We start from the raw sequence: 13,649 nt of genomic DNA on the forward strand, positions 1-13,649 counted from the left end.
TTACGGTTACTGGCAAGGTTAATGTTTAAAGAACAGGAGCCGAAGCGAAAGCGAGTCTGAATAGGGCGATTAGTCAGTGGCTGTAGACGCGAAACTTTGTGATCTACCCATGACCAGGTTGAAGCGCTGGTAACACATCGTGGAGGACCGAACCGGTAAACGTTGAAAAGTTTTCGGATGAGTTGTGGGTAGGGGTGAAAGGCCAATCAAACTGAGAAATAGCTCGTACTCCCCGAAATGTTTTTAGGAACAGCGTCGTGGTTGAGTCATGTTCAGGTAGAGCTACTGATAGGACTAGGGGGAGTCAAATCCTACCAAATTCTGACAAACTCCGAATGGGGCATGATATACACGGCAGTGAGGGCTGGGGTGCTAAGGTCCCAGTCCGAGAGGGGAACAACCCAGAGCATCAGCTAAGGTCCCAAAATATATGCTAAGTTGAACTAAGGGGGTCCGACTGCAGAGACAGCCAGGATGTTAGCTTGGAAGCAGCTATACATTTAAAGAGTGCGTAACAGCTCACTGGTCGAGCGGGGCGGGCATCGATAATAAACGGGCATCAAGCATATTACCGAAGCTATGCGATAGTAGTAATACAATCGGTAGGGGAGCATTCCCACAGGGGTGAAGGTGCAGCGTGAGCTGTGCTGGACTGGTGGGAAAAGCAAATGTAGGCATAAGTAACGATAATGCGGATGAGAAATCCGCACACCGAAAGACTAAGGATTCCTCCGCTATGCTAATCAACGGAGGGTTAGGCGGGGCCTAAGGACTAGCCGACAGGCGACTTCCGATGGACAGCAGGTTAATATTCCTGCCCCTGCATGCAGTGTGAAGAAGTGACGGAGTATCGTGGATGGTACGTACTGACGGAATAGTGCGTTGAGCGGAGCCTACGGGCGAAGCGAATCATCGAAGACGCTTCCAAGAAAAGCTTTTGAAACATCAGCTGTATGCAGCCCGTACCGTAAACCGACACAGGTAGTCGAGAAGAATATTCTAAGGTGCTCGAGTGAATCACGGCTAAGGAACTCGGCAAATTAACCCTGTAACTTCGGGAGAAGGGGAGCCTCCTCAGAAATGAGAGGCCGCAGAGAAATGGCCCAGGCGACTGTTTAGCAAAAACACAGGGCTCTGCCAAAACGAAAGTTGACGTATAGGGCCTGACACCTGCCCGGTGCTGGAAGGTTAAGAGGGGATGTCATCGCAAGAGAAGCATTGAATCGAAGCCCCAGTAAACGGCGGCCGTAACTATAACGGTCCTAAGGTAGCGAAATTCCTTGTCGGGTAAGTTCCGACCTGCACGAATGGTGTAACGATCTGGGCACTGTCTCGGCCGTGAGCTCGGTGAAATTGTAGTAGCGGTGAAGATGCCGCTTACCCGCCACGGGACGGAAAGACCCCGTGCACCTTTACTATAGCTTTGCATTGTTTTCGGGTCAGGGATGTGTAGGATAGGTGGGAGGCTGTGAGCCGGTGTCGCCAGGCATCGGGGAGCCAACGTTGAAATACCACCCTTCGCTGGCCTGGGATCTAATCCGACTAAGTCGGAGACCGTGCATGGTGGGTAGTTTGACTGGGGTGGTCGCCTCCAAAAGTGTAACGGAGGCTTCCAAAGGTCTGCTCAACACGCTTGGTAACCGTGTGTGGAGTGCAATAGTACAAGCAGGCTTGACTGCGAGACCGACGGGTCGAGCAGGTGGGAAACCAGGGTATAGTGATCCGGTGGTTCTGTATGGAAGGGCCATCGCTCAAAGGATAAAAGGTACGCCGGGGATAACAGGCTGATCTCCCCCAAGAGCTCACATCGACGGGGAGGTTTGGCACCTCGATGTCGGCTCGTCACATCCTGGGGCTGGAGAAGGTCCCAAGGGTTCGGCTGTTCGCCGATTAAAGTGGCACGCGAGCTGGGTTCAGAACGTCGTGAGACAGTTCGGTCCCTATCTGTGGTGGGCGTAGGAAGATTGACGGGGGCTGACCTTAGTACGAGAGGACCGGGTTGGACCCACCGCTGGTGAGCCGGTTGTTACGCCAGTAGCATGGCCGGGTAGCTATGTGGGGAATAGATAAGCGCTGAAAGCATCTAAGTGCGAAACTAGCCCGAAGATGAATCTTCCACATAAGGGTCGTTGTAGACTACGACGTTGATAGGCTGCAGGTATACGTGTAGAAACACATTCAGCTGAGCAGTACTAATTACCCAACAGCTTGCACATTTAATCTTCTTTCCTATCTCTTCTACTTCCAATATGACATGAAATGGAGTTAAAAGTCCATGAGTTCAAAGTTAATGAGTAAAGACTCATAGACTCTCAACTCATCAACTCTAAACTTCTAACTCAAAGACCTTGTTGGTGACTATTGGCCTGGTGTTCACCTCTTCCCATCCCGAACAGAGAAGTTAAGCCCAGAACCGCCGATGATACTTGGATCAAACCTGGTAAAGTAGGTAGTCGCCACAATACCATAGCAATTAAAAGCCCCGCAGAAATGTGGGGCTTTTTTTGTGCNAACCGCCGATGATACTTGGATCAAACCTGGTAAAGTAGGTAGTCGCCACAATACCATAGCAATTAAAAGCCCCGCAGAAATGTGGGGCTTTTTTTGTGCTTACCTCTTCCCATCCCGACTACGCGTCCCGGAACAGAGAAGTTAAGCTGGGGCTGCCTAAGCCGGGGGCGCCCAGCCCAGAACCGCCGATGATACTTGGATCAAACCTGGTAAAGTAAGCGGGGCGCGTAGCCTGGTCGCCACAATACCANCTGCCTAAGCCGGGGGCGCCCAGCCCAGAACCGCCGATGATACTTGGATCAAACCTGGTAAAGTAAGCGGGGCGCGTAGCCTGGTCGCCACAATACCATCTCAAAAGACCATCCCTTAAAGATGGTCTTTTTTTGTTGCTTATGGCTTGGTGTTCACATCGTTCTAGGTTGTACGCCAACCCCGGCCAGAGCCACTGACGAAGGATCAGCCCAAAACTTGGGGAGCGATAAAGAAATATTTGTTTTGTGATGAATCAATATTGAATGCATTGCAAGAGTCCTATTTAGCCCTAGTCCGCTTCGCTGTTACCTGAGGGTATCTTCGATTATTTCGAGCTTTCCAAAATCGTTGAAGCCTAACTAGTTTGCATATCTATCTGGAGGAGAAAATTCTTCCTCCTTCTGAATACACAGATCAAAAATTAAAGTTTAAGGGCTTTCTTGCTGAGATATATATTTAGGATTTCCCATTTAAAAATCCGGAAGTTACGCCCTGTATAAAGCATTGGAGCTGAGATGTCAAAGGCACTGGCTAGATTATCAGCAAGGACTGGAATGTAGTGCAATGGGGGACTCGAATGACAAAAGAGTTCGCTGATTTTTTAAAAACAATGTATTAATAAGAGCACCGTAAGTTGCTCCAACTAGGCAAATACTTCCACTTAGACGGCAAACAGCTTCAACAGCAATACAAGGACCCTAAGGATTGGGATCAACGAGAGCATGCCCCTGAGTGGCTCTTGTTCCCAGAAAACACAGGTTCATGTCTAAGCATTGATTAAACCTCATTACCCAATGGTGAGCTATATACAGTTGTGACTAATAAGGAAGCGAAAGGTCGCAAGGGCTCATTGGTGGCTTGATCAAAGGCACGCAAGCTAACTCGGTCATTGAGGTTTTGAGGAAAATCCCTAAGCGCCTTCGTGGAAAGGTAAGAGAAGTGACACTGGATATCGCTGCTAACATGGGACTTATCGTAAGCCGTTGTTTTTCAAGCGGCATCGAAGGTCTTCGATCGTTTTCACGTACAAAAACAGCATATTTGCTTTTGAATGGCTATATAGATCTTCATTTTAGACAATTTAAAAAGCAAATGAAAGAGGGTGCCTCGTTAAAACTGAGACACCCTCTTCTTTTGCTTAGTATACCGATGTTCGCAGTTCATCTTGCGTGCCGATTAACTCTTTAACGGAGCTAATTATTCCTGCGGTGTCAAGGCCACATTCGTGATACAACTCGTGAGGTTCGCCGTGCTCTATAATAGTATCCGGAATTCCTAAACGCTTTACCCGACAGGAATAACCACTATCATTCATAAATTCAAGTACAGCGCTTCCAAATCCACCTTGCAGGCATCCGTCTTCAAGGGTTACAATGCGGTCGAAAGAAGAGAAAATTTCAAGAAGCAATTTTTTATCGAGGGGTTTGGCAAAACGCATATCGTATAAGGCCGCGGAAATTCCTTGATCTTCGAGTAAATAGCAAGCTGTTGCTGCAAAGTTTCCAAGTGGGCCAAATGACAAAATTGCTGCGTCAGATCCGCCTTTTATTTTTCTACCCCGTCCAATCTCTATTTCCTCGAATGGAGTTTTCCATTGCGGCATTACACCTGCTCCGCGAGGATATCTGATGGTCAAAGCATTTTTACCAGCCTGAAATGATGCTAACTGAGCAGTGTACATCATATTTCTTAGTTCTTGCTCATTCATCGGCGATGCCACGACCATATTAGGTATGCAGCGCATGTACGCAATGTCATAAACGCCGTGGTGCGTAGGTCCGTCTGCGCCCACAAGGCCAGCACGATCAAGGCAAAAAATGACGGGCAATTCCTGAATGCAAACATCATGCACTACCTGATCATACGAGCGTTGCATGAATGTCGAATAAATGTTGCAAAAGACAATGTCGCCCCTTGTTGCCATTCCAGCAGAAAAGGTCACTGCATGTTGCTCAGCTATACCCACGTCAAAAGCGCGATCCGGCATAGCTTCCATCATAATATTCAAGGAAGATCCGGAAGGCATTGCAGGAGTAACACCAACAATCTTTGAGTTCTCTTTCGCAAGCTCCACTAATGTATGTCCAAAAACGTCCTGGTATTTCGGGGCTTGTGGTGTATCATAGGTTTTCTTTTGTATCTCACCGGTAATCTTATCAAAGATGCCAGGAGCGTGCCATTTCGTCTGGTCTTTTTCTGCAGGTCCGTAACCTTTGCCTTTTACAGTTAAACAATGCAAAAGCTTTGGCCCGGGAATACTTTTCAAATCGTGTAGAACCTCAGTTAAGTGGCTAATATCATTTCCGTCAATGGGACCGAAATATCTCAGACCTAATGATTCAAACAGGTTACTCTGCCGCAAGATCGCTGTCTTCATTACCGTCTCTACCTTGGATACAATTTCCTGCGCACTTTTTCCAAAGTGGCTCATTTTTCCAAGCAGGTTCCAGACTTCGTCGCGAAATTTATTATAGGTTTGAGATGTGGTAATATCTGTAAGGTACTCCTTCAAAGCCCCCACATTTGGGTCAATGGCCATGCAATTATCATTCAGGATAATCAGCAGGTTGGAGTCAGTGGCACCTGCGTGGTTCATGCCTTCAAATGCCAATCCGGCTGTCATAGCGCCATCGCCAATAACTGCGATATGCTGTCTTTCGAAGTTCTTTTCCAAAGCAGAAGCGACAGCCATTCCCAATGCCGAAGAAATGGACGTAGATGAATGTCCTACACCAAAGGCATCATAAATGCTCTCCTTCCGTTTGGGAAAGCCTGATAAACCACCATAAGTTCTGTTTGAATGAAAGGTATCTCGTCTTCCTGTCAGAATTTTATGGCCGTAAGCCTGATGACCAACATCCCAGACAATCTGATCATCGGGTGTATTAAACACATAATGCAAAGCAACACTTAGCTCAACTACTCCCAAACTAGCACCAAAATGTCCGCCGTAAACCGAAACATTATCAATTATAAACTGCCTTAGTTCATTGCAGACTGTGGGAAGTTGTGATATATCCAGTTTTCGTAAGTCTTCCGGACTATCAATTTTAGCTAACAATTTGCCAGGAGTTATAAGCATACAGTGGGGAATTGAAATCAGATTTTGAGCACTAAAATGTCTGCAAACCTGATGCGAAATTAAGCAAATAGCTGCTAAGTGTGATTATTTTTGCTGACTAGCCTTGAACAACTTCTGTTTCTCTTCCTTAGTCAGGCTTTCATAGCCAGACTTCGAAATCTTGTCAAGGATATTATCAATCTCCATTTGGTCAGGCATTTCAATCGTACCCGATGATGAAGAAGAATATACGCTGGTGCTGCGATACACCTGACGTTCTCTGTACGTCACCTGCATTGCCGGCCGCTTTCTGAACATTCTTGACCAACCCGACATAATCGCATAGATAGGCTTTCCAAGATCCGTACCGCTTTGCAGTAATTTGATGAATATATAACCAACGAATGCACCTCCTAAATGAGCTAGGTTTCCACCTGCATTAGGACCTACCGTTTGCGCCAGTGACAAAATGATATAGAACAATGCAATAAATTTGATTCGAATCGGACCCAGGAATATCAGATTAAAGGTATAATTGGGCAGCAATGTCGATGCTCCCACAGCTACTGAAAAGGCAGCAGCAGATGCGCCAAGCATTCTAGAACCTTCTATATGAGCCTGAAAATAAGGCAAAACATTATAGAGCACAATGTAAACCAGACCACCCGCGATTCCACCCAGCATATAAAGCGCTATTACCCTTTTTGCACCTAAATATTCATCCACCAGCTTGCCAAACCAGTACAGGAATAGCATGTTGAACAGAATGTGAAATATATCGTCGTGTGTAAAGAAATAGGTAATGAGCGTCCAGGGCTTATATATTAACTCGTTGGTAGCAGCCGGCAGTTGCAGTGAGTTTATCACTAGCAGGTATATACCGGACGCCTGAGAAAGCGTCAGAATGATTTTGGATAGCAGTAAAACAAGAAATACCGCCGTGTTTATCAATATAATCTTTACAAGTGCATTCTCGGATTTGGCGAATTCACGTTTTACGTCATCAACAATATTGCTCATCTTCAATAGAAATTTGATTTTTGCGTGCCCCAGTAACGCAGTAAAATATATGCAAATAGCATTCCTCCGATATGGGCGAAATGCGCTACATTGTCCGACTGAGCATTTTGAATACCTGCATACAATTCGTACAATCCGTAGAAGGCGACGAAATATTTAGCCTTAATAGGAAATGGTACAAACAGCAGGAAAAGCTCAGTATTTGGAAATAATAAACCAAACGCCATCAGGATACCGAAAATTGCTCCTGATGCACCCACCATCGGTGTATTTATCAGGCGTTCGTAATAGACATTGACAAAATTGATACTATCCTGAATATAACTGGTATTCGTCGGATTCTCCTCAAATTTATTTAAAAAACTCAGTGTCGATTCATAAATCCCCTTCGCGTATTTACTCATGAAATCAGCCAGTCCGTCGGGTGTAGGATTTTGAGTATATATTTCAACAGCTTGACGTACCTGTGTGTTCTCAAAATAATCAATTCCGGAGAAAAGTAGTCCGGCTCCTATTCCCGTGAAAAAGTAGAAAAATAAGAACCGCTTCGGTCCCCACATTCTTTCGAGCAGCGGGCCAAACATGAATAAACCAAACATGTTGCTGAACAAATGCCCGAGACTACCATGCAAAAACATGTAAGTCACAAATTGGTAGGGCATGAAATCAGGCGAAAGTACTGACCTGAGAGAGAAGTTGTTACTTAAATTAAGAAAGCTAGTATCAACCAGATAAAAGAGGATATTCAGAATCAGTAAATTTCTTACCGTTGGGGTTATGGCTAACATGTTAATCTAAATTCAGCGTTTATTCTTGAAAGGGACGTGCCTGTTTTTTGGTTCCTAGCTTTTAAATATGCTCGTCAGCTTATCCATGGTCAGCAAGACAATTATGGCCTCGCCACCAGGGGTTCTGTTTGGATCAGTGGAAGCAAACAGCTGATCAATCAATGTATGGATTTCTACAAATGAGAGCTTAACTGCATACCGCACCGAAAACCGCCGTGCGAGCGAGCGGGAGAGACTTTCAGGTTTATTCAATTTAAGATCTGAATAGCTCTGCTTCAACTGCTCAATCAACTCCTCGAAAAGATCCTGCTCGCTTTCCTCCGGAAGATCTGCCGGAATTCCACGAATAATCAGCTCATTGGCCCCAAACTCGTCAAATTCAAAGCCCAGACTATGGATTTCCTTCTTAGTCTCTTTAACAAGCTGCATATCCGAATGCGTCAGCCTGATCCTTTTTGGGAAAAGCAGTTGCTGACATGCACCGCTTCTGTTAATCAGCATCTTACGATATCTTTCGTATAAAATTCGTTCGTACGCGGCTTTCTGATCGATCAGCATTATTCCGTCTTTAACCTGGGACAGAATGTATCTGTTATGCAGCTGGAATAACACTGCATCACTTTCAGGCGCAGAGATTACCTCAGACGCCATTCTATTGATCTTGCTGGCTACTGTCTTTGATTCTTCGTGATAGGCTGGTCGTGAAACAGTAACCGGACTTACTTCAAACGCAGCCAATTCGCGACCACGGTCTTCTGTATTTTGAAGTCCTTCAAACAGCTTGCTCCAATTAGTCAGGTTAGACTTTGTAGGTCCATTGTCACTTTTTTTGGATTGCGCTGCCCAGTCAGGCATTACGGTGCGAGGGACGAAACTAAGTCCAGGGTCTGTGCCGGCGCCTTGATTGAAGAAATTTACATTATCGTCAAAATCGATGGATTGTGAAAAATTGTAAACCCCGACTGCCTTTTTAACAGCAGCCATTACAATGGCATAAACCGATTTCTCATCATCAAATTTGATCTCCGTTTTTGTCGGATGAATATTGATATCGATATGCGAAGGATCTATTTCAAGAAACAGGACATAAAATGGGTGGCTACCATCCGGGATAGTACCGTCAAATGCGCTGATCACGGCGTGGTGCAGGTAACTATGCTTGATATACCTGTCATTGACAAAGAAAAACTGTTCACCGCGCGTTTTGCGTGCGAATTCCGGCTTCCCAATGTAGCCTCTGACACTTACGTAAGAAGTATCTTCCTGGCAGAATGCCAGCTGCTCCCGGTAACTCTTTCCGTATATATCTACAATGCGGCGAACAAGCTTGGCCGGTTGTAGGTTAAAAACCTCTGTATCGTTATGATGTAATGTAAAACTTACCTCTGGGTGCGACAATGCAACGCGCTGAAACTCGTCGAGAACGTGCCGCATTTCGACAGAATTGGATTTCAGGAAATTTCGTCTCGCCGGAACATTGAAGAAAAGATTTTTGACCGACAGGTTTGTGCCTTTTACAGCGGCAATGCTTTCCTGCGCTTTGATCTCGGAACCGTCAATACGGATCAATGTACCTAGTTCGTCGCCTTCCTGGCGGGTACGCAGCTCCACCTGTGCAACTGCCGCAATGGATGCCAGTGCCTCGCCTCTGAAACCCATTGTGCGGATACTAAACAGATCTTCCGATTTCCTGATTTTAGACGTAGCGTGCCTTTCAAATGACATCCTGGCGTCCGTCTCGGACATACCGGAACCATTATCTATAATCTGGATCAAAGTACGGCCAGCCTCTCTCAGAACAACCTGTATCTGGGTAGCATGCGCATCAATTGCATTCTCAAGGAGCTCCTTTACAACCGACGCGGGACGTTGCACAACCTCCCCCGCCGCAATTTGATTTGCAATAGAATCAGGCAGTAGTTGTATAATGTCGGGAGACGGCATAGTGAATGGGGGATGACTATTTTACTATAACAAATAAACAAAAATTTTCGCAACCGGTTCTTTGAATGTAAAGAGGAGTGCATTTGAACGAAAGTGTTGAGAGGAAATGTTAATGAAGAATAATCACATTATTTATTGAAAAGATTCAGAAATTTTCTTGATTTTGCTCCAAAATCGTTGTGTCCTAGAATTAATTTGTATAACTTGGGAAACTAAACTCGTGAGTATTAACCCGATCCAACTATGAAAACGCCAATTTTTAAAAGATTCAATTTCACTATGGCTCTGCAATGGCTGATATTCCTTCCGGTCATTTTGCCATTGTGCATCATTTTTGGCGCTTTTCAAGGAATCATGAACATGGTTGAAAAGATGGCGCAAAGAATGTGGATGGACATGGAGTTGTAGAATAAGTTAGTAGACAGATATTTTTACATTTTGCTATAAAACAAAACAAGCCCGGATATTCCGGGCTTGTTTTGTTGCAATCTATCTTAGAATTTCCACCTGACGAAGGCTTCCATTGCTTCATATTCAGCGAGACCGAGTGAATCGTACAAGTGCGCTGTTCCCCGGTTTCTTTCTTCGGCTCTCTGCCAGAACTCGCGCGAATCTTCTCCCTGAAATACAACACCATCTTTTTGAGACTGGTGTTTGAAAATACCCTGGCGTTTTTTCAAAACCTGGTCAGGACTCATCGGAACTGCCATTTCGATCTCATAAATATCCCACTCTGCCCAAGCGCCACGATATAGCCAAACCCAGCAGTCTTTCATGAAATTCTTATGCTTCGAGCGCTGTAATGCAGCTTCGATCGCATCCCAGCAAACCTTATGCGTTCCGTGCGGATCGGCAAAGTCGCCGGCAGCATATATCTGGTGCGGCTTGATTTCTTCGATCAGGTTTTCAATGATCTTGATATCTTCTTCACCGATCGGTTTCTTCTGAACGGTACCTGTTTCGTAAAATGGCATATCCAGGAAGTGAGCCTGGCTTGTTGGAATCCCAACAAAACGGCAGGTTGCTTTGGCTTCGCCCCTTCTAAGTAATCCTTTTACCTTGCGGATCTCAGGTGTATCAATCTCGCTGTCTTTTGTATGTTTCAAAAACTCTTTGGCTTCGAGGAAAAGCTTGTTTGCATCCGGACTATCAATTCCAAAACCTTTATTAAAATCCACTACGAAATCAATAAAGCGGAGCGCCTCGTCATCTGCAACCGCGATGTTACCGGAAGTCTGGTAGGCAACGTGTACTTCGTGACCCTGGTCAACAAGCCGCTGGAAGGTACCACCCATTGAAATAATGTCGTCATCAGGGTGCGGGCTGAAAATCAGAACACGCTTTTTAGTAGGCTGCGCCCTTTCCGGACGGTAGGTATCGTCTGCATTGGGCTTGCCTCCGGGCCAGCCGGTAATAGTATGCTGCAATTGATTAAATACATTGATATTGATCTCATAAGCCGCACCATACTGGGCAAGCAAATCGCTCATACCATTGTCATTGTAATCTTTATCTGTAAGTTTCAAGATCGGCTTGCAAAGCACTTTAGACAAATGTGTTACAGCCTTTTTGATCATTTTATTATCCCAGATCACAGAATCAACAGCCCAAGGTGTTTTAATTCTGGTCAGCTCGGAAGCGGCACTTTCATCCAATACAAAAGAAACGTCCGGGTGCGCCTGCAAGTAGGAAGCCGGGTTCAGTTCAGTTACGGGACCTTCCACAGCTCCGCGGATTACCGAAGCTTTTCTCTCACCCCATGCAAGCAGTACAATTCTTCTTGCATTTAATATAGGAGCTACACCCAGCGTAATTGCTTTGCGGGGAACATTATGCAATCCGCCGAATTCCATTCCAGCAGCTACCCGGGTTGAATGATCGAGTGTAATCAGTCTTGTACGTGAATTGATAAGAGATCCTGGCTCATTAAAACCAATGTGCCCGTTTCCACCGATACCAAGTAGCTGGAAGTCCAGTCCGCCTACTGCATTGATTTTGTTTTCGTAAGAAGTACAGTAGTCGCGCAGCAAAGCAGCGGGAACGGTACCATCCGGTAGGAAGTAATTTTCTTTTGCGATATCAACATGGTCAAACAACTGCTCTTTCATGAACCTGTGATAGCTATAAATGGAATCAGGCTCCATTTGATAGTATTCGTCGAGGTTAAAAGAAATCACGTTTTTAAAGCTCAATCCTTCTTCCTTATGCATTTTTACAAGAAGCGCATAAACTGTTTTGGGAGAAGATCCGGTGGCAAGTCCCAGCACGCAAGGCTTACCTTCTTTTTGCTTTTGGCGAATCAAATCAGCAATTTCCTTGGCAACTGCGTAGGAAGCTTCTTTAGAATCAGCAAATATCTGGGTTGGAATTTTTTCGTAGGTAATGGGCTGCCCAATGGTGCCGTTTGTACCTTTTCCGTTGTTTGAAGCTTGCATCAGTATTGTCTGCGGACTTACCGTTTGTTGGCTCATACTTACTTGGATTTATTATTAAGAGTTTGAATAGATCGAGAGAGAAATATCCTGCAATATAGCGCGAGTGTTCGACCACACAGCAATATTCGCCGCAAAAATACGACACAAAGTTGATATTCTTAAAATAATTTAAAAACAACTTCCATTCTCAAAATTACTGATTTAGATTTAATAGTGACTAGTACCGCAACCTCTTAAATCACCGGAAACATAAAGTAAGGAGTTATATTTTATTACAAAAGAAATGCTCGTATTTTTGCGGCATCTTCAGTCCATATCATAAAAATACATTCATGTCTACCATCACCAGCGTTGAACGTGACACTACCATTTTCGATCTGATCAACAAGGAAAAGCACCGTCAGGAATCAGGTATAGAGCTTATTGCTTCTGAAAACTTCACTTCCCGTCAGGTTATGGAAGCTTCCGGTAGTGTATTGACTAACAAATATGCAGAAGGACTACCTGGCAAGCGCTACTATGGCGGCTGCGAAGTAGTTGATGAAATTGAACAAATTGCAATAGACAGGTTAAAAGAACTGTTTGGAGCAACCTGGGCTAACGTACAGCCGCATTCAGGTGCACAGGCAAATACTGCAGTGTTCTTGGCTTGTTTGAATCCAGGTGATAAAATCATGGGTTTCAACCTGGCTCACGGTGGTCACCTTACGCATGGTTCGCCTGTTAATATTTCAGGTAAGTACTTCCAGCCTGTATTTTACGGCGTTGAAGCTGAAACTGGTCTGATTGACTGGGATAAGGTAGAAGCAACTGCATTGAAAGAGCGCCCGAAGCTGTTGATCTGCGGCGCATCTGCATACAGCCGTGACTGGGATTACGAGCGTTTGAGAGCAATCGCTGATCAGGTAGGTGCTATTCTGATGGCAGACATTTCCCACCCGGCTGGTCTTATCGCAAAGGGACTTTTGAAAGATCCTTTCGACCATTGCCACATTGTAACTACTACCACGCACAAAACATTGCGCGGACCAAGAGGTGGAGTAATTATGATGCGGAATGATTTTGAGAATCCGTTTGGCATTAAAACACAAAAAGGACAATTAAGAACAATGTCGTCCCTGCTGGATTCAGGTGTGTTCCCGGGTACACAAGGCGGTCCATTGGAACATATCATTGCTGCAAAAGCAGTTGCATTTGGAGAAGCATTGAGCGAAGGTTACTATAACTACGCAACGCAGGTTGCACGCAATGCGCAGGCAATGGCCAAAGCATTTGTAGAAAAAGGCTACCGCATCATCTCAGGAGGTACAGATAATCACCTGATGCTGATCGATCTTCGTACAAAGAATGGCGTGGATTCGGGGTTGACAGGTAAGCTGGCAGAAAACACGTTGATCAAAGCGGATATCACTATCAATAAAAACATGGTACCGTTTGATGATAAATCTCCGATGGTAACCTCAGGGATCCGTGTAGGAACAGCTGCAATGACAACACGCGGATTGATTGAAGGAGATATGGAGCGGATTGTTGATCTCGTTGATACCGTGCTTGTTAATCACGATAATGACTCAAAAATCGCTTCTGTTAAAGACGAAGTAAATAATTGGATGAAACAATTCCCGTTATACGTCTGAT

The 13,649-nt window shown here is 45.0% G+C and carries 7 protein-coding genes and 2 rRNA genes (1 of these 9 cut by a window edge); 4 read left to right on the plus strand and 5 right to left on the minus strand.

Going from position 1 to position 13,649, the window contains the following annotated elements:
* Nucleotides 1–2,216, plus strand: a 23S ribosomal RNA gene (locus tag ASG33_RS00020) (it extends 606 nt beyond the left edge of the window).
* Nucleotides 2,217–2,350: 134 nt separating this feature from the next.
* Nucleotides 2,351–2,462: ribosomal RNA gene (gene rrf / locus ASG33_RS00025) — 5S ribosomal RNA — on the plus strand.
* Nucleotides 2,463–3,901: 1,439 nt separating this feature from the next.
* Here the strand turns inward: rrf and dxs are convergent.
* The 4 genes from dxs to mutL all read right to left on the minus strand — a co-directional run bounded on the left by dxs (nucleotide 3,902) and on the right by mutL (nucleotide 9,576).
* A complete protein-coding gene (gene dxs / locus ASG33_RS00030; protein WP_056279059.1) occupies nucleotides 3,902–5,845 on the minus strand; it encodes a 1-deoxy-D-xylulose-5-phosphate synthase in 1,944 nt (647 codons plus the stop codon).
* A gap of 84 nt (nucleotides 5,846–5,929) precedes the next feature.
* Entirely contained in the window at nucleotides 5,930–6,844 is a 915-nt protein-coding gene (locus ASG33_RS00035) for a rhomboid family intramembrane serine protease (protein ID WP_056279061.1), read from the minus strand.
* A gap of 2 nt (nucleotides 6,845–6,846) precedes the next feature.
* Complete coding sequence (locus ASG33_RS00040) at nucleotides 6,847–7,632, minus strand: rhomboid family intramembrane serine protease (RefSeq protein ID WP_056279063.1); 786 nt, start codon at nucleotides 7,630–7,632, stop codon at nucleotides 6,847–6,849.
* 54 nt (nucleotides 7,633–7,686) lie between these two features.
* The gene (mutL, locus tag ASG33_RS00045) at nucleotides 7,687–9,576 is read right to left on the minus strand and encodes a DNA mismatch repair endonuclease MutL (protein ID WP_056279065.1); all 1,890 of its coding nucleotides are present in this window, start codon (nucleotides 9,574–9,576) and stop codon (nucleotides 7,687–7,689) included.
* 243 nt (nucleotides 9,577–9,819) lie between these two features.
* Between mutL and ASG33_RS25910 the strand changes: the two genes are divergently transcribed.
* Entirely contained in the window at nucleotides 9,820–9,984 is a 165-nt protein-coding gene (locus tag ASG33_RS25910; RefSeq protein ID WP_169739274.1) for a hypothetical protein, read from the plus strand.
* An 86-nt stretch (nucleotides 9,985–10,070) separates the two neighbouring features.
* Here ASG33_RS25910 and nagB read toward each other — a convergent pair whose 3' ends face one another.
* Entirely contained in the window at nucleotides 10,071–12,011 is a 1,941-nt protein-coding gene (gene nagB, locus ASG33_RS00050; RefSeq protein WP_056283038.1) for a glucosamine-6-phosphate deaminase, read from the minus strand.
* A gap of 332 nt (nucleotides 12,012–12,343) precedes the next feature.
* Here nagB and glyA point away from each other — a divergent pair, with 332 nt between their 5' ends.
* Nucleotides 12,344–13,648 (plus strand): serine hydroxymethyltransferase, encoded by a 1,305-nt coding sequence (gene glyA / locus ASG33_RS00055; protein ID WP_056279067.1) that lies wholly within the window; start codon nucleotides 12,344–12,346, stop codon nucleotides 13,646–13,648.
* Nucleotide 13,649: the final 1 nt, after the last annotated feature.

Source organism: Dyadobacter sp. Leaf189, from assembly GCF_001424405.1.
Lineage (GTDB): Bacteria > Bacteroidota > Bacteroidia > Cytophagales > Spirosomataceae > Dyadobacter.

Excerpts from the sequence above, each read along its gene's own strand:
- dxs (WP_056279059.1), bottom strand. The coding sequence starts at position 5,845 with ATGCTTATAACTCCTGGCAAATTGTTAGCTAAAATTGATAGTCCGGAA.
- ASG33_RS00035 (WP_056279061.1), bottom strand. The coding sequence starts at position 6,844 with ATGAGCAATATTGTTGATGACGTAAAACGTGAATTCGCCAAATCCGAG.
- ASG33_RS00040 (WP_056279063.1), bottom strand. The coding sequence starts at position 7,632 with ATGTTAGCCATAACCCCAACGGTAAGAAATTTACTGATTCTGAATATC.
- mutL (WP_056279065.1), bottom strand. The coding sequence starts at position 9,576 with ATGCCGTCTCCCGACATTATACAACTACTGCCTGATTCTATTGCAAAT.
- ASG33_RS25910 (WP_169739274.1), top strand. The coding sequence starts at position 9,820 with ATGAAAACGCCAATTTTTAAAAGATTCAATTTCACTATGGCTCTGCAA.
- nagB (WP_056283038.1), bottom strand. The coding sequence starts at position 12,011 with ATGCAAGCTTCAAACAACGGAAAAGGTACAAACGGCACCATTGGGCAG.
- glyA (WP_056279067.1), top strand. The coding sequence starts at position 12,344 with ATGTCTACCATCACCAGCGTTGAACGTGACACTACCATTTTCGATCTG.